23 protein-coding genes are annotated in these 26,436 nt (G+C 62.6%); 17 read left to right on the top strand and 6 right to left on the bottom strand.

Features of this window, described 5'->3' with window-relative positions:
- Positions 1-39: 39 nt before the first annotated feature.
- The 10 genes from JQ567_RS02740 (at position 40) to JQ567_RS02695 (ending at position 14,855) form a co-directional block, all read left to right on the top strand.
- Positions 40-567, top strand: a complete 528-nt coding sequence (locus JQ567_RS02740; RefSeq protein ID WP_212437365.1) for a YcnI family protein — start codon at positions 40-42, stop codon at positions 565-567.
- A 5-nt stretch (positions 568-572) separates the two neighbouring features.
- Positions 573-2,138: a copper resistance CopC/CopD family protein gene (locus JQ567_RS02735; RefSeq protein ID WP_212437364.1), complete on the top strand. Its 1,566-nt coding sequence runs from the start codon at positions 573-575 to the stop codon at positions 2,136-2,138.
- Positions 2,139-3,047: 909 nt separating this feature from the next.
- The gene (gene proS, locus JQ567_RS02730; protein ID WP_212437363.1) at positions 3,048-4,370 is read left to right on the top strand and encodes a proline--tRNA ligase; all 1,323 of its coding nucleotides are present in this window, start codon (positions 3,048-3,050) and stop codon (positions 4,368-4,370) included.
- 93 nt (positions 4,371-4,463) lie between these two features.
- Complete coding sequence (locus JQ567_RS02725; protein ID WP_212262410.1) at positions 4,464-5,744, top strand: lipoprotein-releasing ABC transporter permease subunit; 1,281 nt, start codon at positions 4,464-4,466, stop codon at positions 5,742-5,744.
- Complete coding sequence (locus JQ567_RS02720) at positions 5,744-7,024, top strand: lipoprotein-releasing ABC transporter permease subunit (RefSeq protein WP_212437362.1); 1,281 nt, start codon at positions 5,744-5,746, stop codon at positions 7,022-7,024. Before JQ567_RS02725 ends, JQ567_RS02720 begins: the two co-directional genes overlap by 1 nt.
- Positions 7,017-7,730, top strand: coding sequence for an ABC transporter ATP-binding protein (locus JQ567_RS02715; RefSeq protein ID WP_409363572.1), 714 nt, complete (start codon positions 7,017-7,019; stop codon positions 7,728-7,730). The genes JQ567_RS02720 and JQ567_RS02715 overlap by 8 nt, the downstream gene beginning before the upstream one ends.
- A gap of 351 nt (positions 7,731-8,081) precedes the next feature.
- Positions 8,082-8,828, top strand: coding sequence for an outer membrane protein (locus JQ567_RS02710; RefSeq protein ID WP_212437361.1), 747 nt, complete (start codon positions 8,082-8,084; stop codon positions 8,826-8,828).
- An 816-nt stretch (positions 8,829-9,644) separates the two neighbouring features.
- Positions 9,645-9,899 carry a hypothetical protein gene (locus JQ567_RS02705; protein ID WP_212437360.1) on the top strand — a complete coding sequence of 85 codons (255 nt, stop codon included), beginning with the start codon at positions 9,645-9,647 and terminating at the stop codon, positions 9,897-9,899.
- 822 nt (positions 9,900-10,721) lie between these two features.
- Complete coding sequence (dnaE, locus tag JQ567_RS02700) at positions 10,722-14,228, top strand: DNA polymerase III subunit alpha (protein WP_212437359.1); 3,507 nt, start codon at positions 10,722-10,724, stop codon at positions 14,226-14,228.
- 192 nt (positions 14,229-14,420) lie between these two features.
- Positions 14,421-14,855 carry a DUF2846 domain-containing protein gene (locus JQ567_RS02695; RefSeq protein WP_249165181.1) on the top strand — a complete coding sequence of 145 codons (435 nt, stop codon included), beginning with the start codon at positions 14,421-14,423 and terminating at the stop codon, positions 14,853-14,855.
- A 78-nt stretch (positions 14,856-14,933) separates the two neighbouring features.
- On the opposite strand, the gene JQ567_RS02690 is transcribed toward JQ567_RS02695, so the two are convergent.
- The 5 genes from JQ567_RS02690 to JQ567_RS02670 are packed head-to-tail and all read right to left on the bottom strand — an operon-like array spanning position 14,934 to position 18,995.
- Positions 14,934-16,079, bottom strand: coding sequence for an acyl-CoA dehydrogenase family protein (locus JQ567_RS02690; RefSeq protein WP_212437358.1), 1,146 nt, complete (start codon positions 16,077-16,079; stop codon positions 14,934-14,936).
- Positions 16,080-16,091: 12 nt separating this feature from the next.
- A complete protein-coding gene (locus JQ567_RS02685) occupies positions 16,092-16,919 on the bottom strand; it encodes an SDR family NAD(P)-dependent oxidoreductase (protein WP_212437357.1) in 828 nt (275 codons plus the stop codon).
- 13 nt (positions 16,920-16,932) lie between these two features.
- Positions 16,933-17,349 carry a MaoC family dehydratase gene (locus JQ567_RS02680; protein ID WP_212437356.1) on the bottom strand — a complete coding sequence of 139 codons (417 nt, stop codon included), beginning with the start codon at positions 17,347-17,349 and terminating at the stop codon, positions 16,933-16,935.
- Positions 17,346-17,801, bottom strand: coding sequence for a MaoC family dehydratase N-terminal domain-containing protein (locus tag JQ567_RS02675; protein ID WP_212437355.1), 456 nt, complete (start codon positions 17,799-17,801; stop codon positions 17,346-17,348). Before JQ567_RS02675 ends, JQ567_RS02680 begins: the two co-directional genes overlap by 4 nt.
- Positions 17,802-17,810: 9 nt before the next feature.
- A complete protein-coding gene (locus tag JQ567_RS02670) occupies positions 17,811-18,995 on the bottom strand; it encodes a lipid-transfer protein (RefSeq protein ID WP_212437354.1) in 1,185 nt (394 codons plus the stop codon).
- 95 nt (positions 18,996-19,090) lie between these two features.
- On the opposite strand from JQ567_RS02670, the gene JQ567_RS02665 reads away from it, so the two are divergent.
- From JQ567_RS02665 to JQ567_RS02655, 3 genes are all read left to right on the top strand, one after another.
- Positions 19,091-19,786: a TetR/AcrR family transcriptional regulator gene (locus tag JQ567_RS02665; protein ID WP_249165180.1), complete on the top strand. Its 696-nt coding sequence runs from the start codon at positions 19,091-19,093 to the stop codon at positions 19,784-19,786.
- Positions 19,783-21,339 carry a long-chain fatty acid--CoA ligase gene (locus JQ567_RS02660; protein WP_212437353.1) on the top strand — a complete coding sequence of 519 codons (1,557 nt, stop codon included), beginning with the start codon at positions 19,783-19,785 and terminating at the stop codon, positions 21,337-21,339. The genes JQ567_RS02665 and JQ567_RS02660 overlap by 4 nt, the downstream gene beginning before the upstream one ends.
- Positions 21,340-21,550: 211 nt before the next feature.
- Complete coding sequence (locus JQ567_RS02655; RefSeq protein WP_212437352.1) at positions 21,551-21,970, top strand: CBS domain-containing protein; 420 nt, start codon at positions 21,551-21,553, stop codon at positions 21,968-21,970.
- A gap of 113 nt (positions 21,971-22,083) precedes the next feature.
- On the opposite strand, the gene JQ567_RS02650 is transcribed toward JQ567_RS02655, so the two are convergent.
- Positions 22,084-22,551 carry an aminoacyl-tRNA deacylase gene (locus JQ567_RS02650; RefSeq protein ID WP_212437351.1) on the bottom strand — a complete coding sequence of 156 codons (468 nt, stop codon included), beginning with the start codon at positions 22,549-22,551 and terminating at the stop codon, positions 22,084-22,086.
- A gap of 386 nt (positions 22,552-22,937) precedes the next feature.
- Here JQ567_RS02650 and JQ567_RS02645 point away from each other — a divergent pair, with 386 nt between their 5' ends.
- From JQ567_RS02645 to frr, 4 genes are all read left to right on the top strand, one after another.
- On the top strand, positions 22,938-23,936 hold the full coding sequence (locus tag JQ567_RS02645) for a 30S ribosomal protein S2 (protein ID WP_192733409.1): 999 nt from the start codon (positions 22,938-22,940) through the stop codon (positions 23,934-23,936).
- A 129-nt stretch (positions 23,937-24,065) separates the two neighbouring features.
- Entirely contained in the window at positions 24,066-24,992 is a 927-nt protein-coding gene (gene tsf / locus JQ567_RS02640; RefSeq protein WP_212437350.1) for a translation elongation factor Ts, read from the top strand.
- Positions 24,993-25,062: 70 nt separating this feature from the next.
- Entirely contained in the window at positions 25,063-25,779 is a 717-nt protein-coding gene (pyrH, locus tag JQ567_RS02635; RefSeq protein WP_192733407.1) for a UMP kinase, read from the top strand.
- 71 nt (positions 25,780-25,850) lie between these two features.
- Positions 25,851-26,414 carry a ribosome recycling factor gene (gene frr, locus JQ567_RS02630; RefSeq protein WP_212001459.1) on the top strand — a complete coding sequence of 188 codons (564 nt, stop codon included), beginning with the start codon at positions 25,851-25,853 and terminating at the stop codon, positions 26,412-26,414.
- The last annotated feature ends 22 nt before the right edge of the window (positions 26,415-26,436 follow it).

Genomic DNA, 26,436 nt, shown 5'->3' with positions numbered 1-26,436 from the left:
GTCCTCCGATTATACCAGCATGAACATTTGAGGCCAAAAATGTCGAAGCCAGGCTTACTAGTCGCTGTCGCTGCACTCTGCGCCGCGTCTTCCGCCAACGCGCACGTGACGCTGGAGAAGCGCGAGGCGGCCGTCGGCGGTTATTACAAGGCGGTATTTGCCGTGCCGCATGGTTGCGCGGGATCGGCCACCGTCAAAATCCGGGTGCAAATCCCCGAAGGCGTGATCAGCGTCAAGCCGATGCCGAAGGCTGGCTGGACTCTCGAGACCATCAAGGGAAAATACGCCGCCGAATACGAATATCATGGCAACAAATTCTCCGAAGGCGTCAAGGAGGTGGCATGGAGCGGCGGCAAGCTGGCCGACGACAATTACGACGAATTCGTTTTCGCCAGCTTCTTGACCAGCCGCCTGAAGCCCAACACAACGCTGTATTTTCCGGTGGTGCAGGAATGCGAGCAGGGTGTCAGCCGCTGGATCGATATTCCGAAGGAAGGGTCTGCCGGGGGCCATGGACATGACGGCAAGTCGCCGGCGCCGGGCCTCAAGCTGATTTCGAAGCCGTAAATTCGATGCTACGCGCCATCGCAGCCGTCGCGGCACTGCTGGTGGCGCTCTGTTTTGCAACGGATACGTTTGCGCATGCGTCGCTGGTAGCCGCCGAACCTGCCGATGGCAGCGTCGTGGCCGAGGCGCCAAAGACTTTGCAATTGCAGTTCAACGAAAGCGTCACACCCGCGGTCGTCAACCTGATCGACGCCGCGGGCAAGACGCGCGCCGTCACGTTTCGCGCGGTCGACCAATCCGTCGTGATCGTGTTGCCTGATGATCTGCCGCGCGGGACGCAGGTCATCAGCTATCGCGTCGTTTCCCAGGACGGGCATCCCGTCGCGGGATCGCTGGTGTTTTCGATCGGCGTTGTGACGGCCGGCGCTGCCAAGTCGAATGGCGGCCCGGTTACGATCCTGATCTGGCTGGCCCGCATCGGGGTTTATGTCGGCCTGTTCGCAGGCGTCGGCGGCGCGTTCTTTGCCGTATGGATCGGGCAGGGCGCCAGCGGTGCGCGCGTGATTACGGGCGCGCTTGCCGTCGGTGTCGCGAGCGCTGTCGCCTCGCTTGGCCTGCAGGGTCTCGACTTGCTCGATCGTCCGCTCGGCGGGCTGGCGACATCAGCGCCATGGACCAGCGCGCTCGGAACCAGCCTCGGACCGTCGCTGCTGATTGCGATCGCGTCGATGGTCATCGCCTGGTTCGCGTGGCGCAGCCCGACCAGGATGACCGCCTGGGGATTGACTGTTCTCGCGATGGCAGGCGTCGGGCTGTCGCTGGCAACCAGCGGACACGCCGCAACGGCGTCACCGAAATCGCTGACGGCGCCGGCGATGTTCGTTCATGGCGTTGCCATCGCCTTTTGGGTCGGCGCACTCGCGCCTCTTGTGGTGCTGGCGCGCCAATCGACGCGAGCGGTGGTGCCGGTGCTGCAACGGTTCTCGCGCCTGGCCGTGCCGGTCGTCGGGCTTTTGGTGTTGAGCGGATTGGGTCTGGCGATCGTCCAGCTGGAGAGCGTTCGCGCGCTGATCGACACCCGCTACGGCAATATCCTGCTGGTCAAATTGGTTCTGGTGACGGTCCTGCTCGGGCTTGCCGCGCTGAACCGGTACCGCTTGACCCCGGCCGTGGCGGCCAATCCAGGGAATACGCGGCCATTGGTCGGCTCGATCCTGTTCGAATGCGTCGTGGTAGTGGGTATCCTCGCCGTGGTCGCGACCTGGCGTTTCACGCCGCCACCGCGCGTGCTGGCGGCCGCCGCGCAGGCGCCGTTGGCGATCCATATCCACACCGAGAAGGCGATGGCTCAGGTCTCGATATTGCCGGGCAAGGTGGGGTCGGACGATTTCGTGCTGCAATTGCTGACCGGCGACTTCGGCGAGCTCTCGGCCAAGGAGGCGACGCTGACGCTGAGCCTGCCGGAGCGCGGTATCGAACCGCTTGAACGTGAAGCCAAGCGCAGGCCCGACGGTTACTGGCACGCGCGCGGCGTGCCCTTGCCGGTCGCCGGCCGCTGGCGCATGCGGATCGACGTGCTGGTGACCGATTTCGAGAAGGTCACGCTGGAAGGCGAATTCGACCTGCGGTGATGGGGCGCTGCGTCGCCTTGCTTGCAAGTGCAATCTTGCGGCCAGCATGCGACAAAACAACCCGTCGGGCAAATCAGTTCTGTTTTTCGGAATTTGTGTCAATCCCCGAAATCAAAAATATTTCGCTTTTCCAGAAGACAAATCAGTGGCACATTAATAGCCATCCTGTCCCGCTCAGAGGGGCGTTGGCCAACGTCACAACGAGGGACAGGTCGCGGTGGACGCTGATGTTGCGACTGACGAGCGCAACTTGAGCGTACGGTAAAGACGCGTGGTCCTGATGCCCCGATGCTGGCGTCAAGTTCCAGAGAGGCTAACGCTTCCGAGGGGTGACGGTGACAACGAGCACGGCCCGACCGGGGAGATCGCGTTATAAGCCGTAAAGCCATTGCGCAGGGAATGTCGGATGCTCTCCGCTGCCCTGTATGCTCGTGTGCAGCTTTCTTTGCACTATTCGCACACGAGACCGCGGGTGCAGCGCGCATCCGGCATTCCCTGCGCCCTCTATTTTTGGAGGGTAAGGAATTTCTGGCAAAGCTCGGGCGCAGCGCGCCGCGAGAAGGTGAAACTGTATCCGCGTCGTCCCGGCGAACGCCGGGACCCATAACCCCAGGGAGTGGTTTTGCGGAAGGTCTCTCCTACTGAGCTTCACCTTGAGATCACGCGGTATGGGTCCCGGCCTTCGCCGGGACGACAGAATCGTATGGAGACGCACCATTCCCGTCATTGCCTGCGAAGACCAACCCGGACCTGATCGCGCCGCAATTATGGGCTCAAGATCCATGGTCAAAACGGCCGGAAATCCGCGCATCTTGCGGCTTTTTAAGGTATCCCGGCCTTGTATTTTCGTACCCGATCCGGTTTCACTGCCATTCTTCCTTATCGCCCCCTGATTCCCTGAGTTGACCCATGCGATTGTCGCGGTTTTTTCTGCCCATCCTGAAAGAGAATCCGAAAGAGGCGGAGATCGTCTCGCACCGCCTGATGCTGCGCGCCGGCATGATGCGGCAGGAAGCGGCGGGCATTTACGCCTGGCTGCCGCTGGGTTTTCGGGTGTTGAAGAAGATCGAGCAGATCGTCCGCGAGGAGCAGGACCGCGCAGGCGCCCTGGAACTGCTGATGCCGACGCTGCAGCTCGCCGACCTCTGGCGCGAGAGTGGCCGCTACGACGCCTATGGTCCGGAAATGCTGCGCATCAGCGACCGCCACAAGCGCGAATTGCTGTACGGGCCGACGAACGAGGAAATGATCACCGAGATCTTCCGCGCCTACGTCAAATCCTACAAGAGCCTGCCGCTCAATCTCTACCACATCCAGTGGAAGTTCCGCGACGAGCAGCGTCCGCGTTTCGGCGTGATGCGTGGCCGCGAGTTCCTGATGAAGGATGCTTATTCGTTCGACATCGACGAGGCGGCGGCGCGGCGCTCCTATAACCGGATGTTCGTCGCTTACCTGCGCACCTTCGCGCGGATGGGGTTGAAGGCGATCCCGATGCGCGCGGAGACCGGCCCGATCGGCGGCGATCTCAGCCACGAATTCATCGTGCTGGCCGAGACCGGCGAGTCCGGCGTCTATTGCGACAGCGACGTGCTCAATCTGCCGATCCCGGGCGACGACGTCGATTATGACGGCGATCTGACCCCGATCATCAAGCAATGGACCTCGGTCTATGCCGCGACCGAGGACGTGCACGATGCCGCGCGCTTCGACAGCGAAGTGCCTGCCGAGAAGAAGGTGCACACCAGGGGCATCGAGGTCGGCCAGATCTTCTACTTCGGCACCAAATATTCCGACGCCATGAAGGCGATGGTCGCGGGCGCCGACGGCGTCGACGTGCCGATCCATGGCGGCTCCTACGGCGTCGGCGTGTCGCGCCTGGTCGGCGCCATCATCGAGGCCTGCCATGACGATGCCGGCATCAAATGGCCCGAGGCGGTGGCCCCGTTCACCGCCGTGATCCTGAACCTGAAGCAGGGCTCCAGCGATACCGATGCGGCCTGCGAGGCGCTGTATCGCGAGCTCGAGGCCAAGGGCGTCGATGTCCTCTATGACGACACCGATCAGCGCGCAGGGGCGAAGTTCGCCGCCGCCGACCTGATCGGTATCCCCTGGCAGATTCTGGTCGGCCCCAAGGGCCTTGCCGAGGGCAAGCTCGAGATCAAGCGGCGCAGCGACGGCTCACGCGAGAATCTCAGCCCGGCGGAAGCGGTCGCCAAGATAGTTGGACGATAAGCGGAAGATAGCGGGATAAAGATTATCCACGGGGGCGGGTATTCTTGGCCATTCCCGGCCACATTTGGCCCCGAATCATGGGATTATCGAAAGATGGATGAGACCATGAACGAGACAGTCCGAACCCCGCCGTTTTCGCAGTTCGAATGGCTGTTGTCGGGGCGTTACCTGCGGGCGCGTCGCAAGGAAGGGTTCATTTCCGTCATCGCCGGTTTTTCGTTCCTCGGCATCATGCTCGGCGTCGCGACGCTGATCATCGTGATGGCCGTGATGAACGGCTTTCGCAAGGAACTGCTGGACAAGATCCTCGGCCTCAACGGACATCTCTTAATTCAGCCGCTGGAATCGCCGCTGACCGACTGGAAGGATGTCGCCGAGCGTATCAACCAGGTTCAGGGCATCCGGCTGGCCGCGCCGGTGGTAGACGGCCAGGCGCTGGCGTCCTCGTACTTCAACGCCTCGGGCGTGCTGGTGCGGGGCATACGTTCCGCGGACCTGAACAACCTCACCTCGGTCGCCAAGAACATCAAGCAGGGCACGCTGGAAGGCTTCGACGAAGGGCAGGGCGTTGCCATTGGGCGTCGGCTCGCCGATACGCTGTCGTTGCATGCCGGCGACAGCATCACATTGGTTGCCCCGAAGGGGGCCGTGACCCCGATGGGCACCACACCGCGCATCAAGGCCTACAAGGTCGCCGCGGTGTTCGAGATCGGCATGTCGGAATATGATTCGAGCTTCGTGTTCATGCCGCTGCCGGAGTCGCAGGCCTATTTCAACCGCAAGGACGACGTCACCGCGATCGAGGTGTTCACCTCCAATCCGGACAAGATCGATGCTTTCCGCAAACTGGTGACGGAAGCGGCCGGGCGGCCGGTGTTCCTGGTCGACTGGCGGCAGCGCAATTCGACCTTCTTCAACGCGCTGCAGGTCGAACGCAACGTGATGTTCCTGATCCTGACCATGATCGTGCTGGTCGCGGCGCTCAACATCGTGTCCGGCCTGATCATGCTGGTAAAGGACAAGGGCCAGGACATTGCGATCCTGCGCACCATGGGCGCCTCGCAAGGCTCGATCATGCGGATATTCCTGATCACGGGCGCTGCGATCGGCGTGGTCGGCACGCTGACCGGCTTTTTCGTCGGCATGCTGGTATGCCTGAACATCGAATCGATCCGGCAATTCCTGTCGTGGATGACCAATACCGAGCTGTTTTCGCCGGAGCTCTACTTCCTGTCCAAGCTGCCCGCCGAGATCGATTTCGGCGAGACCACCGCGGTGGTGATCATGGCGCTGACGCTGTCGTTCCTGGCCACGCTCTATCCGTCCTGGCGCGCCGCGCGCCTCGATCCCGTCGACGCGCTCCGGTACGAGTGATGGGTGAGACCATGAAGGAGACAGTTCGTACCCCGCCGTTTTCGCAGTTCGAATGGCTGTTGTCCGGGCGTTACTTGCGGGCGCGTCGCAAGGAAGGCTTCATTTCCGTCATCGCCGGTTTTTCGTTCCTCGGCATCATGCTCGGCGTCGCGACGCTGATCGTCGTGATGGCCGTGTTGAACGGCTTTCGCAAGGAACTGCTGGACAAGATCCTCGGCCTCAACGGACATCTGCTGGTTCAACCTCTGGAATCGCCGCTGACCGACTGGAAGGATGTCGCCGAGCGGATCAGCCAGATTCAGGGTATCCGGCTGGCCGCGCCGGTGGTTGACGGTCAGGCGCTGGCGTCGTCGGCGTTCAACGCCTCGGGTGTGGTGGTGCGCGGCATGCGCGCCGCTGACCTGAACAACCTCACCTCGATCTCGGGGAACATCAAGCAGGGCACCCTGGAAGGCTTCGACGAGGGGCAGGGCGTCGCGATCGGTCGCCGGCTCGCCGATACGTTGTCATTGCGTGCCGGCGACAGCATCACCTTGGTTGCCCCGAAGGGGGCTGTGACCCCGATGGGCACCACGCCGCGCATCAAGCCCTACAAGGTCACCGCCGTGTTCGAGATCGGCATGTCGGAATATGACTCAGGCTTCGTATTCATGCCGCTGCCGGAATCACAGGTCTATTTCAACCGCAAGGACGACGTCTCCGCGATCGAGGTGTTCACCAGCAATCCGGACAAGATCGACACTTTCCGCAGGCTGGTGACGGAGGCGGCCGGGCGGCCGGTGTTCCTGGTCGACTGGCGGCAGCGCAACTCGACCTTCTTCAATGCGCTGCTGGTCCAACGCAACGTGACGTTCCTGATCCTGACCATGATCGTGCTGGTCGCGGCGCTCAACATCGTGTCCGGCCTGATCATGCTGGTCAAGGACAAGGGCCAGGACATTGCGATCCTGCGCACCATGGGCGCCTCGCAGGGCTCGATCATGCGGATATTCCTGATCACGGGGGCCGCGATCGGCGTGGTCGGCACGCTGACCGGCTTTTTCGTCGGCATGCTGATTTGTCTCAACATCGAATCGATCCAGATATTCCTGTCGTGGCTCACCAACACCGACATATTTCCGCGAGAGATCTATTTCCTCTCGAAGCTTCCGGCCGAGATCGCCTTCCGCGAGACCTCTGCCGTCGTAATCATGGCGCTGACGCTGTCGTTCCTGGCCACGCTCTATCCGTCCTGGCGCGCGGCGCGCCTCGATCCCGTGGACGCGCTCCGGTATGAGTGAGGGCAAAATGGCCGAGGGCGCGGAAGATGTACCGGTGGTCTATCTCCACGAGATAAAACGCCAGTACACGCAGGGTGAGGCGACGCTGACCATTCTCAACGGCGCCAAGCTCGCGCTGTGGGCCGGGCAGTCGGTGGCGCTGGTGGCGCCGTCGGGCTCGGGCAAGTCGACGCTGCTGCATATCGCGGGCCTGCTCGAAAGCCCCGATGACGGCGAGGTCTATGTCGGGGGAGTGCCGACCTCGCAATTGTCAGACATCGACCGCACCCACATCAGGCGTTCCGACATCGGCTTCGTCTACCAGCAGCACCGGCTGCTGCCGGAATTCACCGCGCTCGAAAACGTCATGCTGCCGCAGATGATCCGTGGTCTCAAGCGCAACGAGACGATCAAGCGTGCAACGGAGATCCTGGCCTATCTCGGTCTTGGCGAACGCATCACCCATCGCCCGGCCGAACTGTCCGGCGGCGAGCAGCAGCGCGTCGCGATCGCACGCGCAGTCGCCAATGCGCCGCGGGTGCTGCTGGCGGACGAGCCGACCGGCAACCTCGATCCGCACACCGCCGATCACGTCTTCAACGCCCTGATGCAGCTCGTGAAGGCGACGCGGGTCGCGATGCTGATCGCAACCCACAACATGGAATTGGCCGGCCGCATGGACCGGCGGGTGTCGCTGGTGGACGGTCAGGTCGTCGAGCTGGAATGACGACAGCTTCACAATGGAATTGGAATCGCTCCACGCATTCGAATCTCGTTGAGCTCGGAGCGCGCTCGTCGGTTCCATCACGGATCGTTGAACGTCTCAAGCCGCACTCCGTGCCATCTCTTCAACACAATCTCACACGGCGATACCGTTGCGCGGTTCCATTGTGAATTTTCTGCGGCGAACGTGCACACAATGTTTCGAAAAGTGCCTGTAACACAATATTAACTTACGTTTTTACTGAAGTCGTTTCGCGCGCGCTGTTGCTGTGAAGTTACAGCAATTCAAACGAAGAATGATATGACGCTGCTACGGCCTTGGGGGCTGTACCAACTGGAACGGGAATTAAAAAAGATGAAGAAGGTTTTGCTTGTAACGGCCAGTCTGATCGCGCTCGGCGCGGCTGCGCCGGCAGTGGCTGCGGATCTCGCTGCGCGTCCTTACACCAAGGCGCCGCCGATGATCGCCGCTGTGTATGACTGGAGTGGTTTCTACATCGGCGTCAACGGTGGCGGCGGTTGGAGCCGCAATGAATGGGACGCGGTCGCTCCCAACGTTGCGTTTGGCCCCGAGGGTTCGCATGACGCATCGGGCGCCACGGTCGGTGGTCAGATCGGCTATCGCTGGCAGGCCGGCACCTGGGTGTTCGGCTTGGAAGCGCAGGGCAACTGGGCTGACTTCAAGGGTTCGAACACCAGCTTGCTGTTCCCCGGCTTCGTCAACCACTCGAAGATCGACGCGTTTGGCCTGTTCACCGGTCAGGTCGGTTATGCCGTCAACAACGTCCTGCTCTACGTCAAGGGCGGTGCTGCTGTGACCTCGAATCGTAACCACATCAACACCGTTGCTGGCGCGCTTGCTGCGTCCACCGGCGACGACACCCGCTGGGGTGGCACGGTCGGTGCTGGCCTCGAATACGGCTTCGCCCCGAACTGGTCGATTGGCGTCGAATACAATCACATCTTCCTGCAGGATCGGACCTACACCTTCACCACGCCGGCTGGCGTGTTCTTCGGCACCGATCGCATCAGCCAGGACGTCGATCTCGTTACCGCTCGCCTGAACTACAAGTTCGGCGGCCCGACCATCGGCAAGTACTGATCTAACTAAGTATTGATCTGAGTACTGATTTCGCTGTCCTCTAGCGAGACCATTGAAGCCCCGGGCATTGCCCCGGGGCTTTTTTTGTTGGGCGCACTGGTCGGATATCGCGGAAGTGTTTGTTAACGCGGGAGCGCGAGTCCGCTTATCGCGTCCTTAACTACAGGGCTGTCGCGGACTTGAATTAGCTCGCCGCCGGCGCATAGTTGCGCAATGGCAAGCAGCATCTGGACATCAGAAGAATTTACCTGCCCCGGTTGCGGAATGGATTACTCCGCGACGAGGGAGCAGCATCAGCACAAGCATTCGGGCAAATTCGAATGCATGGTTTGCCAGACCGAAGTCCACGCCTGGTCCGGTACCCATGATTATTTCGGCTGGAAGCCGGTCAAGAGGACATCGCCGGTCTTTGGACGAAAGACGGCCTAGCCGCGCGGGCTGGAATTGGTCAGCTCCCGAAGGCATATTCGGGAAATGAAAATAAGATTCCCCATCATCGTTTCAGCCGTCCTTCTCGCCGCCGCAGCCCTGCTGATTTTCAACGGCCGCCTTCACGCGCGCGGTCCCCATCACCCCACCACGGAATGCGGCTTCTGGGGGCCGATGGAAGCGGGGATGTCGTGCCAGTGATAAGCAAGACTCCCCAACCCAGCGACCCCAGCCTCTGATCTCTGCGACCGGAATCGGCACGCCCGGAATTGACCACCGGGGTCATCCTTCAAACTGGCTCGCGACTGACGCTTGGGTCGCGGGTCAGTGTGATTGTGGCAGGCTCGAGGGCTGGAAAACGGGCCGGGCCGGGCGCATATTTGGGGCATGGAAAACGTACACAAATGCACCTCCGTGCTGAGCCCGCTGATTGCGGAGGCCAAGACGAGCGCCATTCCTCTGGCAGAAAATGCCATCAACGAGATGGTCGCCGTGACGCCTGCACCTCAGCAAAGGGACGCCTTGGAAAGTGTTCGGTCGGTGGTGAAAGCTCACGGAGACGCGGCCGGGCCGGGCTCTCAGTGCGACTTTGCAGATGCCGTGAATGACTACATCGAAAAGCTGATGAGAGCGCTCATCTGATCCCCGAGCGCCCCGCACCCCCAACCAACGCCAAGTCCAATATAGACTCGCGACGGGAGGCGGCCCGGAGTGGGATAGTTTGATTGCGGCAGAGTTCCGGGCTGGAAAAAGGGCGGTTCCGGGCGCATATTCTGGGGATGGCGACAATTGTCCAATGCAATTGCGGCGCCGAGTACAGACGTACTGAAGAGAAGTTCTTGGTACCGCAAACAGGTGACGCGGTCTGCACGGTCTGCGGGGCTGCGCTGGAGTCGTGGTGGAATAGCGGCCACGTTCCCACATACGAGCTTATTGAACGGCCTCGGACAGAAGGCGGGAACGGCAAGCCACCCGAAACGCCCTAGCGACCCCAACCGGCTCGCCAAGCGATCACAGACATTGCGACGGGGGGACGGGGACCCAAGAATTAACCACGGGGGTCATTCTTCAAACTGACCCGCCAGGCGCGCTTGACTCTTAGAACAAAAAAGGAACAATGTTCCTCATATGTTCTTGGATCGGGAGTGCCTGCGATGTTGAGGATGTTTGTGGAAGAAGCCGCCGCTCTGGCGTCGATTACGCTGTTTGTCGGGATGATCGCGGTGTGGGCGCAGCTCATTCCCCAGCTCTGAGGTGGGGGCGGGATCGGGGCCGGCGTACCCCCAAAGCAGGTTTCGACAGCCCCTTGGGGAAAAGCCGGATGGCGGGCGCAAGCTGAGCGTTCCGCGTGGACTCCGCTAGCCCAACGCATCACCATTGGAGTTGGCGAGTCGGCGCCCGGGGAGTTTCTCGGAGAAGCCTGACGATCGCTCCCATCCACGATGCAAGAGCCCTCAAAGCGACATGTCCAACGCCGGATTCGTTCATCTCCACGTTCATTCGGCCTATTCGCTGCTGAAGGGTTCGATCAAGATCGCCAAGCTCGGCGAGCTTGCCAAAGCCGACCGCCAGCCGGCCCTGGCGCTGACCGATACCGACAACATGTTCGGGGCGCTGGAATTTTCCGACAAGATGGCGGGCTATGGCATCCAGCCGATCGTCGGGTTGGAACTCGCGGTCGATTTCGGCGACCAGGATCCCAACGCGCGCAATGCGCTGGCCGCCGCGCCTGCGCGAATCGTGCTGCTGGCGGCGCGCGAGCGGGGCTATCGCAGCCTGATGCACCTGAACTCGCGGGCGTTCCAGGAGACGCCGGTTCATCAATCTCCGCACATCAAGCTCGAATGGCTTGAAGGCTACTCGGAGGACCTGATCGCGCTGACCGGCGGCCCCGAGGGGCCGATCTCGCTGGCGCTGCACGGCGATCATTCTGCGCTGGCGGCGACGCGATGCGACCGGCTGACCAGCCTGTTCGGCGACCGCCTCTATATCGAATTGCAGCGCCACGGCATCGACAAGGAGCGCCGTGTCGAATCGGGCCTGATCGATCTCGCCTATGCCAAGGGCCTGCCGCTGGTCGCAACCAACGAGCCGTATTTCGCCAGCACTGACGACTACGAAGCCCACGACGCGCTGCTCTGCATCGCCGGCGGCCGCCTGATCGCCGAGACCGACCGCGAGCAGCTGACGCCGGATCACCGCTTCAAGACCCGCGCCGAAATGGCGGTCCTGTTCGCCGACATTCCGGAGGCCTTGGCTTCCACCGTCGAGATCGCCGAACGCTGTTCGTTCCGGCCGATGACGCGCAAGCCGATTTTGCCGCGCTTTACGGTTGGCGCGGGATCGGGATCCGATGCGGCAGGCGAAGAGGCCGCCGAACTGAAGCGTCAGGCCGAGGAGGGGCTCGCCAGGCGCCTTTCGGTGCATGGCCTGTCGCAGGGCACCTCGGAGGAGGATTACCAGAAGCGGCTGGCGTTCGAGATCGACGTCATCAACCGCATGAACTATGCGGGCTACTTCCTCATCGTTTCCGACTTCATCAAATGGGCCAAGGACAACGACATTCCGGTCGGGCCGGGCCGCGGCTCGGGCGCGGGATCGCTGGTGGCCTATGCGCTGACCATCACCGACCTCGATCCGCTTCGCTTTGGCCTGCTGTTCGAGCGCTTCCTCAATCCCGAACGCGTCTCGATGCCGGACTTCGACATCGACTTCTGCCAGGACCGCCGCGGCGAGGTCATCGACTACGTGCAGCAGCGCTACGGCCGCGATCAGGTGGCGCAAATCATCACCTTCGGAACGCTGCAGGCGAGGGGCGTGCTGCGCGACGTCGGCCGCGTGCTGCAGATGCCTTACGGGCAGGTCGACAAACTGACCAAATTGGTGCCGCAGAATCCCGCAGCCCCGGTAACGCTGGCCGCGGCGATCGAGAGTGAACCAAAACTGCAGGCGTTCCGCGACGAAGACCCCGTTGTGGCGCGCGCCTTCGACATCGCGCAGCGCCTGGAAGGACTGACCCGGCACGCTTCGACGCACGCCGCCGGCATCGTGATCGGCGATCGCCCCTTGAGCGAACTGGTGCCGCTCTATCGCGATCCCAAATCCGACATGCCGGTGACCCAGTTCAACATGAAATGGGTCGAGCCGGCCGGCCTCGTGAAGTTCGACTTTCTCGGCCTGAAGACGCTGACCGTGCTCGACGTCGCGGTCAAATTGCTCAGGCAACGCGATATCCACGTCGATCTGGCGACGCTGCCGATCGAGGACGCCCCGAGCTACCAGATGCTGGCCAGGGGCGATGTGGTCGGCGTGTTCCAGGTGGAAAGCCAGGGCATGCGGCGCGCGCTGGTCGACATGCGGCCCGACCGCTTTGAGGACATCATCGCGCTGGTGGCGCTCTATCGCCCCGGCCCGATGGCTAACATCCCGACCTATTGCGCGCGCAAGCACGGTGACGAGGAACCGGAATATCTGCATCCGATCCTGGAGCCGATCCTGAAGGAAACCTTCGGCGTCATCATCTACCAGGAACAGGTGATGCAGATCGCCCAGGTGATGGCCGGCTATTCGCTTGGCGACGCCGACCTGCTGCGCCGCGCGATGGGCAAGAAGATCCGCGCCGAGATGGAGAAGCAGCGCGCGATCTTCGTCGCCGGGGCGGTCAAGAACGGCGTGCCGAAGGGGCAGGCCGATACGATCTTCGAACTGCTCGCAAAGTTCGCCGACTACGGCTTCAACAAGAGCCACGCCGCGGCCTACGCGCTGGTGTCGTATCACACCGCCTATATGAAGGCGCACTATCCGGTCGAGTTCCTGGCCGCGTCGATGACGCTCGAACTCAACAACACCGACAAGCTGTCGGAGTTTCGCGCCGAGGCGCAGCGGCTCGGCATCAAGGTCGAGGCGCCCAACATCAACCGCTCGGGTGCGACCTTCGAGGTTGGCGAAAACACCATTTATTATGCGCTGGCCGCGCTGAAGGGCGTCGGCCCGCAGGCGGTCGAACTGATCGTGGAAGAACGGCGCAAAGGGCTGTTCACTTCGCTCGCCGATTTCGCCGCGCGCGTTAATCCGCGCGCCATCAACAAGCGCGTCATCGAAAGCCTGGCCGCCGCCGGCGCTTTCGACACGATCGATTCAAACCGCGCGCGGGTATTTGGCGGCGCCGAGGCTATTCTGGCCGCCTGCCAGCGCAGCCATGAGGCGTCGACGATCGGGCAGAACGACATGTTCGGCGGCGCCGCGGATGCTCCGACCATCATGCTGCCGCAGATCGAACCGTGGTTGCCGGCCGAGCGGCTGCGGCGCGAATACGACGCCATCGGCTTCTTCCTGTCCGGCCATCCGCTCGACGACTATGCCACGGTGCTGAAGCGGCTGCGCGTGCAGTCCTGGGCGGAATTCTCGCGCGCGGTCAAAACCGGCGCGACCGCCGGCAAGGTCGCGGCCACGGTCGTCTCGCGCATGGAGCGGCGGACTAAGACCGGCAACAAGATGGGCATCATGGGCCTGTCCGACCCGACCGGCCATTTCGAAGCGGTGCTGTTCTCCGAAGGCCTCGCGCAATATCGCGACGTGCTGGAGCCGGGGGCTGCTGTGCTGCTGCAGCTCGGCGCCGAACTGCAGGGCGAGGACGTGCGGGCGAGGGTGCTGCATGCCGAGCCGCTGGATGACGCCGCGGCCAAAACCCAGAAGGGTTTGCGGATTTTCGTCCGCGACACTAAGCCGCTGGATTCGATCGCACGGCGGCTGAACATGCCGGAGCCGGTCGTGCCCGGCGCGCCAAAGGGCCTGCCGATGAAACCGGCGCCTGCGCCGGTCGGCGGCGCCGATGGCGACGTCTCGCTGGTGATCATGCTCGACCTCGAAACCGAGGTCGAGATGAAGCTTCCCGGCCGCTTCAAGGTCTCGCCGCAGATCGCCGGCGCGATCAAGGCGGTGTCGGGCGTAGTCGACGTGCAGACGCTGTAGGCGTCACCCGTCGGCTGCCCTATCCCACAAGAATGTCTCGTTATGACTCTTGCAACCTTGCCTTGCTAATGACTATGGATGATCGGGGACAGTGTTGGGGGCGTGATGTTTTGGCGTGGTGCTGCGGTGTTGTTCGCCGCAATGTTGTTATCGGGTTGTGAAACTGCAAGGAGCGGGCTGGACTACTCGGGGATGATGCAGAAGATTGGTCCGCCAAGACCGGGACAGTCGCGCATCGTCATCCTTCGCGAAAAGGGCTTTGGTGGCATCGTTGACGGGGGTTGGCAGGTTCAGGTCGATGGACAGCCAATGAGCGGTCTCAAGACCGGCACCTATGTGTATGCCGATCGCGGAACCGGTCAGCATCAATTGGGCGCTACGGAAGCCGGCTTTCCCGGTGTTACTCGGCACGACGTCGCAACGGAATCTGGCCGCACGTATTTTTACGTGGCGAGGCCGAGCGCGCGAAAGAACGCCTTCACCGCCAACGCGGGGATGGGCGTACTCGGGCTGGTAGTCACCACGGCAATAACGTCAGCCTACAACAATCCCGGCCCTCTCGATTTCCTTCCGTTGGATGACGCCGCTGCGAAGGTCACAATTGCGGAACTTCGACTGGCCGAATAAAACAGGCCGTACCGGCGTCATGTTCTGGATGGCGCTCCGATCGGCAAGGTAGTTGAGGCGAGGGAAGCCGCCAGGGCGTTACAGCGACCGTGCGATCAACAGCTTCATGATCTCGTTGGTGCCGCCGTAGATCTTCTGGATGCGTGCATCCACGAACATCCGCGCGATCGGGTATTCCTCCATGTAGCCGTAGCCGCCGTGCAGCTGCAGGCATTCATCCGCGGTTTCCACCTGCTTCTGCGAGCACCACCATTTCGCCATGGAAGCGGTCACGGTATCGAGTTCGCCGGCGACAAGGCGTTCGACGCACCAGTCGACGAACACCCGCGCCACCATGGCCTCGGTCTTGCGCTCGGCCAGTTTGAAGGCGGTATTCTGGAATTCGATGATGGGCTTGCCGAAGGCCTTGCGCTCTTTGGTGTAGTCGGCGGTCAGCTTGATCGCGCGCTCCATCGACGCCACGGCGCCGACGGCAAGCGAGAGGCGCTCCTGCGGCAACTGCTGCATTAGCTGCACGAAGCCATTGCCTTCCTCGCTGCCCAGCAGGTTCTCCGGCGGCGCCACCGCATTGTCGAAGAACAATTCGGACGTGTCGGATGCGTGCAGGCCGATCTTGTCGAGGTTGCGGCCGCGGCGGAAACCATCATTGCCTTCTGTTTCGAGGACGATCAGCGAGATTCCCTTGGCGCCGGGCTCCCCGGTGCGCGCGACAACGATGATCAGGTCGGCGGCCTGACCGTTGGTAATGAAGGTCTTCTGGCCGTTGATGACGTAATTGTTGCCTTGCTTTCGGGCCGTCGTCCGCACGCCCTGCAAATCGGAACCGGTGCCGGGTTCGGTCATGGCGATGGCGCCGACGAACTCGCCGCTGGCCATTTTCGGCAACCAGCGCCCCTTCTGTTCCTCGGACCCGTAGTTCAAAATGTAATGCGCGACGATGGCGCTATGCACCGAGTACCCAGTCGTCACTTCCGGCACCACGGTTTCGAGATCCTCGATTACAGCCGCTTCGTAGGCGAAGCTGGCGCCCAGCCCGCCATAGGCTTCCGGGACGCTCGGCAGCAGGGCGCCCATCTCGCCCAGCGCTCGCCAGGCCGAGCGATCGACCATCTTCTGATCGCGCCAGGTCTCGGCGTGCGGCGCCAGGTCCTTGGCGAGGAACTTGCGAAACTGGTCGCGAAAGACGTCCAGCTCCTCTGTCATCCAGGAAGAACGATATTGCATGGGATCCCCGGGCTAGATGATGAGGCCGCCACCGCAGACGACGACTTGCCCACTGATGTAGTTCGATTCCGGGCTGCAGAACAGATAGACCGCATCGGCGGCTTCTTCCGGCGTGCCGCCGCGTCCGAGCGGAATCATTCTGGCCATCGCGTCGAGCATCTGAGGCTGGACCCCGACCTTGATGTCACGGCCGGCGACGTCGATGGTCTTCTGCTGGGTTTCGATCGGCTGGGTCAGGCGCGTATTGATCAGGCCGAAGGCCACGCAATTGACGTTGACCTTGTAGCGTCCCCATTCCTTGCAAAGCGTGCGCGTCAGTCCGATCAGCGACGCCTTGGCCGACGAATAGCTCGCTTGTCCGGCATTGCCGTAGAGCCCGGCAATCGAGGAGATGTTGACCACCTTGCGAAACACCTCGCGGCCGGCTTCGGCCTCTTTCTTTGCCATGATCCGGATCGGCTCGGAGGCGGCGCGCAGCAGACGGAACGGTGCGACCAGGTGGACGTCAAGCATGGCCTGGAACTGCTCGTCGGTCATCTTCTGGATCGTCGAGTCCCAGGTATAACCGGCGTTGTTGATGATGATGTCGAGGCCGCCGAATGTTTCCATGGCTGCGCCGACGAAACGGTCGGAGAAGCCGGATTCGGAAACACTGCCGTTGATCGCGATGGCTTCACCGCCTCCCTTGCGGATTTCCGCGGCGACGGCGTCGCCCGGCGCTGCATCGAGATCGTTGACCACGACCTTCGCGCCCTCGCTGGCGAGTTTCAGCGCAATCGCGCGGCCGATGCCTCGCCCCGATCCCGTGATCAGTGCGACTTTTCCCTTGAGCTTGGTCATTTGTGCTTCCTGTTCAGAGCGCGATAACGGCTTCGCCGGCAAGTTTGAGGTCGCCGTTCTCGTCCTTGGTGGTCAGCGCCAGCTTCGCGCATCGCTCGCCATCATGTTCGACGAATTCGGCAATATGCCCCTCGCAGGTCAGGCGAGCGCCAAGCTGCGTGATCGCGACGAAGCGCGTCGAGAACATGCGAAGCCGCGGGGGAGGGACCGCATCGGTCAGCGCCTGGCCGAGATAGCCCATGACCAGCATGCCGTGGGTAAAGACATCCGGATATCCGGCGGCCTTGGCGAAATCCAGGTCGACATGGATCGGATTGTGGTCGCCCGAGGCGCCGCAATAGAGCGCCAGCGTGTGGCGGTTGATCGGCGGAAACACCTTGTGGACGATGCGGTCGCCTATCGCGGGCTGGGTTTTCACGGGCGTACTCATGCGGTTGCCGGATTGAGCACGACAACGGTGCGGGCGCAGTCCGCGACATGGGTGCCGTTCTGATTGGTGACTTTGGTTTCGATGCCGACCAGGGTCATCGCGCCCCCCTTTTTGTCGGCGACGCTGACGATGCGCGGCTGGAACAGCAGCGTATCGCCGACCACCACGGGCGCCCGGTACGTGAAGCGCTGTTCGCCATGCAGCAGGCGCCCAATGTCGACGCCGATCACGGTGATGAACTCGAAGGCCTGTTCGGCGTCCATCATCTCAAGGCAGAACAGATAGGTCGGCGGCACCGGCGTCGCGGCATAGCCGGCAGCCTGCGCGGCCTTGGCATCGCCATAGACCGGATTGGTCTCGCCAAGCGTCTCGCGGAAATAACGCAGACGTCCGGGCTCGACATGCGCGGTGACAGGCGAAAGGCTGCGGCCGATGAGGGAAGGGTCAATCATGTCAGGGCCTCAGGCGCGTTCGTAGAGCGTGACGACGCAGGCCCCGCCGAGGCCGAGATTGTGCTGCAGGGCGCGCCTTGCGCCGTCCACTTGTCGTGCTTCGGCCGAACCGCGCAGCTGATGCGTCAGTTCATAGCATTGCGCGAGGCCGGTGGCGCCGAGCGGATGGCCCTTGGACAGCAGGCCGCCGGACGGATTGGTCACGGTCTTGCCGCCATAGGTGTTGTTGCCGTCGTCGATGAAGCACTCCGCGCCGCCGTCGGGGCACAGGCCGAGCGCCTCATAGGTGATCAGCTCATTATGCGCGAAGCAGTCGTGCAGCTCGACGACGTCAAGATCGTCAGGACCAATGCCGGCGGCCTCATAGACCTTGTTTGCCGCGGCGCGCGTCATGTCGAAGCCAACCACCTGCATCATGTCGCCGGCCTTGAAGGTGGAGGGGGTATCGGTGGTCATCGCCTGCGCCGCGATCCGGACGTCCTTGCGGAGGCCGTGCTGGCTGGCGAATTTCTCCGAGACCAATACTGCCGCAGCGCCCCCGCAGGTTGGCGGGCAGGCCATCAGCCGCGTCATCACGCCCGGCCAGATCACCTGGTCGTTCATGACGTCGTCAGCGCTGACTTCCTTGCGGAACAGCGCCAGGGGATTGTTCTTGGCATGCCGGCTCGCCTTGGCCCGCACCTTGGCGAACGAGGTCAGCGGCGTGCCGTATTTCTTCATGTGGCTGAGACCGGCGCCGCCGAAATAGCGCAGCGCCAGCGGGACGCCTTGCGCGTCGACCAATTTGTCGGCCGCGGCGTCGAACTCGTCGAACGCGCTCGGCCGGTCGGTGAAAACAGCGCCGAGAGCGCCGGGCTTCATCTGCTCGAAACCGAGCGCCAGCACGCAATCGAGCGCGCCTGATTCAATCGCTTGCCGCGCCATGAACAGCGCGGTCGAACCGGTCGAGCAGTTGTTGTTGACGTTGATGATGGGGATGCCGGTCATGCCGACCTGGTAGAGCGCACGCTGCCCGCAGGTTGAATCGCCGTAGACATAGCCGGCATAGGCCTGCTGGATCATCTCGTAGCCGACGCCGGCGTCAGCCAGCGCGAGCCTGGTCGCTTCCGCGCCCATCACCGGGTAGGGCGCGTTCGCGCCCGGTTTGACGAAGGGGATCATGCCGACGCCGGCAACATAGACGCTGGATGTCATGGTGCGCTCCCTTTATTACCCATTGGACTTTTTCTTACCCATGGGTAATATACGGGCCGACGGAGCCCGTCAATGCAGAGCAGGCAATAATCAGGATGGATGCACAGTCACCCGAAACCAATCCATCGCCATGGATGCCATTCGAGAGCCGCCGCCGCGCGCGCGACGAAAAACGCGAAGCCGTGCTGCGCACCGCGGTGCGGCTGTTTCTCGAGCAGGGCTATCACCGCGTCACGCTGAACGATGTCGCCGAGCGGCTGAACATCACCAAGCCGGCGCTGTACAATTATTTCCGCAGTAAGGACGAGATCCTGTTCGAATGCTGGGCGTTGGGGCAGGAAATCGTCGACGAGTTCATCGCTGAAATTGACAATGGCGGCGGCAATGCGCTCGTCAAGCTGCGCAAGCTGATCCAGGCCTATGCCGAGCAGATGACGACTGATTCCGGCGCCAGTCTGGTGCGGTTCGATGCGCGCGACCTGACCGCTGAAAACCAGAAGATCGTCCGCGCCGCCAAGAAGCGCATCGACCGGACCTTTCGCAAATACCTCGCCGACGGCGTCGCCGACGGTTCGATCAAGCCGTGCGACCCGAAGCTCGCGGCTTTTGCCATCGCAGGTTCGCTGAACTGGATCGGTCATTGGTATCAGCGCGACGGCGCGTGGTCGGCGGAAGCCGTCGCCAGCCGGTTCGCGGCTCAACTCACCGAAGGGCTGGCGCAAGACCGGCCAAGGAAACGCGGCCCGGCAACACCCAAGAAAAGCCGGCCGGCAAAGGGAGGACGGGAATGAACATCACGCACGGCCTGCGGCGCGCGCTGCAGATCAATCCAAACGGCCTTGCCATCGTCTATGGCGACCGCAAGAAAAGCTGGCGCGAGGTCGGCGACCGCGTGGCGCGGCTTGCCGCCGGCATCCGGGCACTCGGCGCGCAAGCCGGCGACCGTGTCGCGATCCTGTCGCTTAATTCCGATCGCTATCTCGAGCTTTATCTTGCCGCCGGCTGGTCCGGCACCGTGATCGTGCCGCTCAACATCCGCTGGAGCCCGCTGGAGAACGAAGACGCCATGCGCGACTGCCGCGCCGGGATCCTGTTCGTCGACAAGGCTTTTGCTGCGGTCGGCGCGACGCTCGCTCAGGCGATCCCGGGCCTCAAGCTGATCTATGCCGATGATGGGGACGCCCCCGCCGGCATGGAGGGGTATGAGGCGTTGATCGCGCGCAGCGCGCCGATTCAGGATGCGATGCGCAAAAGCGAGGATCTCGCCGGCATCTTCTATACCGGCGGCACCACCGGACGCTCCAAGGGCGTGATGCTCAGCCACGGCAATCTGATGGTCAATGCGCTGAACGCGCTCGGCGAAGGCATGTGGCCGAGCAGCACGGTCTATCTGCACGCCGCGCCGATGTTCCACCTTGCCAATGGGGCCGCGATGTATTCGGTGCTGCTGAGCGGCGGCTCCAACGTCATCATCCAGGGTTTTACGCCCGACGGCGTCGCCGGCGCGATGCAACGCGATCACGTGACCGACGTGCTGCTGGTGCCGACCATGATCCAGATGTTCGTCGATCATCCGAAACTCGGCGAGTACGACTTGTCGTCGCTGACGGGTATCGCCTATGGCGCCTCCGTCATCAGCGATGCCGTGCTCAGCCGCGCCATGAAGGCATTGCCGAATGTGCAGTTCACGCAAGCCTATGGCATGACGGAATTGTCGCCGATCGCGACGATACTGCACTGGAAGGAGCATGTCGGCGATGGCCGCGCCAAGGGGCGGCATCGCGGCGCCGGCCGCGCCACGCTCGGTTGCGAGGTCAAGATCGTCGATGCCGATGACAATGTGGTGCCCACGGGCACCGTCGGCGAGATCGCGGTGCGCGGTGACAATGTGATGATGGGCTATTGGGAGCGGCCCGAGGAAACCGCCAAGGCCATCATCGACGGCTGGATGCACACCGGCGACGGCGGCTACATGGATGAGGACGGCTTTGTCTACGTGGTCGACCGCGTCAAGGACATGATCATCTCCGGCGGCGAGAACGTCTATTCGGCCGAGGTCGAGAACGCGCTGGCGCAGCATCCGTCGGTGGCGCAATGCGCCGTGATCGGTATCCCGAGTGAGCGTTGGGGCGAGCAGGTTCACGCCATTGTCGTTCCCAAGCCTGGCGCGAGGGCAACCCCCGACGAGTTGATGGATTTCTGCAAGACGCTGATCGCAGGTTACAAATGCCCGCGCAGTGTCGAGGTCACGGAGATCCCGCTGCCATTGTCCGGCGCCGGAAAGATCCTGAAGCGTGAGTTGCGCAAGCCGTACTGGGAAAACCGCCAGCGCATGGTGAGCTGAGGCCGGCGCCTGCGCGCGCCCGCCATTCGACGCTGGCGAGGCATCCTGGATTGATGGACGTGCTGCCGGCGAGGGCTTTTCCTGCATTGCGGAGTTGTCATCGCATTTTTTTGCGATGCCGTCCGATCCGATCCGTCGTATAGTCGAGCCAAGGGGGAACTGTTCTGCATCACGGGGATACCACCTGAAATCGCAGCAACGGAGGTCCGCCATGAAAGTCAAGGAAGCGATGCACAAGGGCGTCGACTGGGTCAGCCCCGACACGCCTGTCACCGAAATCGCAAAGCTGATGCGAGCGCATGATATCGGCTGCATTCCGATCGGGGAGGACGATCAGCTGATCGGAATGGTGACCGATCGCGACATCGTCTGCAAAGGGCTTGCTGGCAACGGCTTCGATGCCAGCCGCGCCAAGGCGCGCGACGTGATGACCGAAGGTATCCACTGCTGCCGGGAGGACGATGACCTCGCCAAGGCGGTGCATCACATGGAGACGCTGAAAGTCCGCAGGTTGCCGGTGATCAACAAAAGCAAGCGGATGGTCGGCATGATCAGCCTGGGTGACATCAGCCATTCAACGTCCGGCGACGTGGTGTCCGGGTACGTCAAGAGTGTTTCAGCCCATCACTGAAGCACGGCGACGCCTCGCGATCGACACGCCTTGGAGCAACTGGTCGCGGCTGTTCAACGGCGAACGCGCGCGATGGCGTTGCTTGAGGTCGCTCGACCGGCGCTCGAGCGGCCTCAATCGTGCGTTGTGAAGTGGCCATGCCAGGCCTTCGCGGTCAATCGTGCGAACTGATCGCGGTCCAGACGGATGAGTGTAGCGTGGTCGCCAGCCTCCATGTAGATCTCGCTCTGCGCATCGATGCTGTCGTCGACGATGACATCGAGCCCAAAGCATTCGCCAACGGGTGGCACGGCCCCGCGCTCGCAGTCGCCAAACAGCTTCGCGACCTCCTCTTCACTCGCCAGATCAACCTTGTGGCCGAGCTGCATTTTCAAGGCCGGCAAATGGAGATGGCGGGAAGCCGGAAGGATCGCCATCATGTAGCCGTCCTCACGGCGAAGGACGACGCCTTTGGCCAGAGCGTCGCCTGGCACATGGCAAGCCTCGGCTGTGCGCGTCGACGACATGGTGCGGGCATGAGGGATCAGCTCGTAGGTAACGGTCTGGTCCAGGTAGTTCTGCAGGGTCGGGGAGACGGTCATAACGGTTCCTCCATTGCAACGGGCAATCCGGGCATCGGGAGGAAACTCGCGTCGTCGCCTCACGATGCGGGCGCTTGCGAATTGGGTGAAGGTTACGCCTGCCGGAAGCCGGCGACAATGCGAATCGTTCTCACCATCCCGGCCGAGATAGGGTCTTCGCGGGGGTTTTCGGCGGATTTGGGCCCCGAATGCCCGCATTTAGGGGCCCGGACCGGGCCAGCCGGCGACAAAAACCGGCCGTATTTCCTTGCTTCTGGCTGGAATCCGGCTATATACCGCGCCATCTCACACGGAAGCATGGCTCTCAAAGGCCGTCCGGTGGCAGCCGGGCCATAAGGCTCGTCTGCTCACACGCTTCCGGAGGAACCAACCGGAGAAGTATTACCATGGCGCTACCCGATTTTTCTATGCGTCAGCTGCTTGAAGCTGGCGTTCACTTTGGCCACCAATCGCACCGCTGGAATCCCAAGATGGCGGATTTCATCTTCGGTGCCCGCAACAACATCCACATCATCGACCTCGCGCAGACCGTGCCGTTGCTGCACACCGCGTTGAAGGCGGTCAGCGACACCGTCGCCAAGGGCGGCCGTATCCTGTTCGTCGGCACCAAGCGGCAGGCGCAGGACGGCGTTGCCGAGGCCGCCAAGCGGTCGGCGCAGTATTTCGTCAATTCGCGCTGGCTCGGCGGCACGCTGACCAACTGGAAGACCATTTCCGGTTCGATCAAGCGGCTGCGTCATCTCGATGAAGTGCTCAATTCCGGCGATGCCAACGCCTACACCAAGAAGGAACGGCTGACGCTGCAGCGCGAGCGCGACAAGCTCGACCGTTCGCTCGGCGGCATCAAGGACATGGGCGGGCTTCCCGACATGATCTTCGTGATCGACACCAACAAGGAAGACATCGCGATCCAGGAAGCGCAGCGGCTCAACATTCCCGTCGCCGCGATCGTCGACACCAATTCGGATCCCAAGGGCATCACCTATGTGGTGCCGGGCAATGACGACGCCGGCCGCGCCATTTCGCTGTATTGCGATCTGGTGGCCCGCGCCGCCATCGACGGCATCTCGCGCGCCCAGGGCGACCACGGCATCGACATCGGCGCTTCCGCGCAGCCGGTCCGTGAGGAAATCCCGGCTGCTCCGCAGCCGGCCGGCTTCCAGGGTCTGGCGGGTCCCCGTGGCACCGCCGACAACCTCAAAAAGCTCACCGGCGTGTCGGGTGCGATCGAGAAGAAGTTCAACGATCTCGGTATCTTCCACTATTGGCAGCTGGCCGAATTGGATCACGATACCGCGCACAAGATCGGCGAAGAGGTCGGACTTCCGAGCCGCGCCGATGGCTGGGTTGCCCAGGCCAAGGCGATGACCGCGGAAGCGGAATAATTGTAACGCCGCGTGGCCGGCCTTCCGGCCACCGGTTTGATTTCCCTGTTACGGCATTCCTGTAGCTGATGGCGGCACGGCGCAAGGCGCGCCGCGCTCGCGGCTAACGGGCAAGAAGGACATTCAACGATGGCAACGATCACTGCGGCGATGGTCAAGGAACTGCGCGAGTCGACCGGCGCAGGCATGATGGACTGCAAGGCTGCGCTCACCGAAACCGCGGGCAATATGCAGGAAGCGCAGGATTGGCTGCGCAAGAAGGGCTTGTCCAAGGCCGCGAAGAAGGCCGGCCGCGTCGCTGCGGAAGGCCTGATCGGCGCGATGACGTCGGGCAATAAGGGCGTCGTCGTCGAAGTCAATTCGGAGACCGATTTCGTCGCCCGCAACGAGCAGTTCCAGGGCCTGGTCAAGATGGTCGCGCAGGTCGCGCTTCGCGTCGGTGCCGACGTCGAAACGATCAAGGCTGCGAAGATCGGCGACTTCACCGTCGAAACCGCGATTTCGGACGCGATCGCCACCATCGGCGAGAACATGACGCTGCGCCGTGCGGCGTTGCTCGAGGTCGCCAATGGCGTGGTGGCGAGCTACATCCACGGCGCTGTCATCGACAACGCCGGCAAGATGGGCGTGCTTGTGGCGCTCGAATCGACCGGCAAGGCCGATGAGCTCGCGGCGCTCGGCCGCCAGCTCGCGATGCACGTCGCCGCGACCAATCCGCAGGCGCTCGATCCGTCCGGCCTCGACCCGGAAACCGTGAAGCGGGAAAAGGACGTGCTGGCCGACAAATATCGCCAGCAGGGCAAGCCGGAGAACGTGATCGAGAAGATCGTCGAGTCCGGTCTGAAGACCTACTACAAGGAAGTCTGTCTGCTGGAGCAGGCGTTCATCCACGACGAAAAGGGCAAATCGGTCGCGCAGGCGGTGAAGGAAGCCGAAGGCAAGATCGGAGCGCCCGTTAAGATCGCCGGATTTGTGCGCTATGCTCTCGGCGAAGGAATCGAAAAGCAGGAATCCGACTTCGCAGCCGAAGTCGCGGCGGCCAGCGGCAAGAAGTAACCGCGGTCGACAATCTTCCGGCGCCGTTGCGCCGGAGGATGCCTGCGCGGAATGAAGGAAGCGACAAGCTATGGCAGAGCCGGTCTATCGTCGCGTCGTGATCAAGATCTCGGGCGAATATCTCGCCGGCAGCCAGTCCTTCGGCATCGACCAGCCTACCGTGGACCGTATCGCCGACGATTTGATCGCCGCGCGCCAGCTCGGGGTTGAGGTGGCGGTGGTGGTCGGCGGCGGCAACATCGTTCGCGGCGTCGAAGTCTCCTCGCGTGGCGTGTCCCGCCCGACCGGCGACACCATGGGCATGCTCGCCACCATGATGAACTGCCTTGCGGTCGAGGCGGCCATCGAACGCAAGGGGACGCCGGCGCGAACCCTGTCGGCGTTCGTGATGCCCGAGATTTCCGAACTGTTCACCCGCAGTGCGACGCACAAATACCTTGCCGAGGGCCGTATCGTCCTGCTCGGCGGCGGAACCGGCAATCCGTTTTTCACCACCGACACCACGGCGGTGCTGCGGGCGGCCGAGATCGGGGCGCAGGCGGTGCTGAAGGCCACCAATGTCGATGGTGTCTACAGCGCCGATCCCAAAAAAGACCCGTCCGCCAAGCGTTTCGACCGCCTGACGCATTCGCAGGCCATCGAAGGTGGCTACAAGGTGATGGACGCGACCGCATTCGCGCTTGCCCGCGAGACTGCGCTGCCTATCATCGTATTCTCGATCGCCGAGCCCGGTTCGATAGGTGCGATCCTGCGCGGTACCGGCCACGGCACGGTTGTCGCCGGCTGACAGGCCCGCGCCACGTCGAACCGCGGGCCTGATGATGCCGGCGGATGGTTTTTTGAGGAGGGGAGAGCGTTATGCCCACACCTGGTTTTGACATCAACGAATTGAAGCGCCGCATGCAGGGCGCCACCCAGGCGCTCAAGCATGAACTGGGCGGTTTGCGCACCGGTCGTGCGGCCGCGTCCATGCTGGAGCCGGTCCAGGTCGATGCCTACGGCACGCACATGCCGCTCAATCAGCTCGCAACCGTCAGCGTGCCCGAGCCGCGGCTGCTTTCCGTCCAGGTTTGGGACAAATCCATGGTCAAGGCCGTGGAGAAGGCGATCGTCGATTCGAACCTTGGCCTGAGCCCCGCGACCGAAGGACAGGTGCTGCGCCTGCGGATTCCGGAACTCAACGAGGAACGCCGCAAGGAACTGGTCAAAGTCGCGCATAAATACGCCGAAGCGGCCAAGGTTGCGGTCCGGCACGTCCGCCGCGACGGGCTCGATACGGTCAAGAAGCTCGAGAAGAACCACGAAATCTCCGAGGACGACCAGGAGCGCCTGGCCAATGACGTGCAAAAGGCGACCGACGGGATGATTTCCGAGATCGATCAATTGCTGGCGGCGAAGGAAAAGGAAATCCTTACCGTTTAAGGCCTTAAGATCGAAACTTGAG

Source organism: Bradyrhizobium sp. AUGA SZCCT0431, from assembly GCF_018131065.1.
Lineage (GTDB): Bacteria > Pseudomonadota > Alphaproteobacteria > Rhizobiales > Xanthobacteraceae > Bradyrhizobium.
This window is presented reverse-complemented; position numbering and strand designations above follow the sequence as displayed.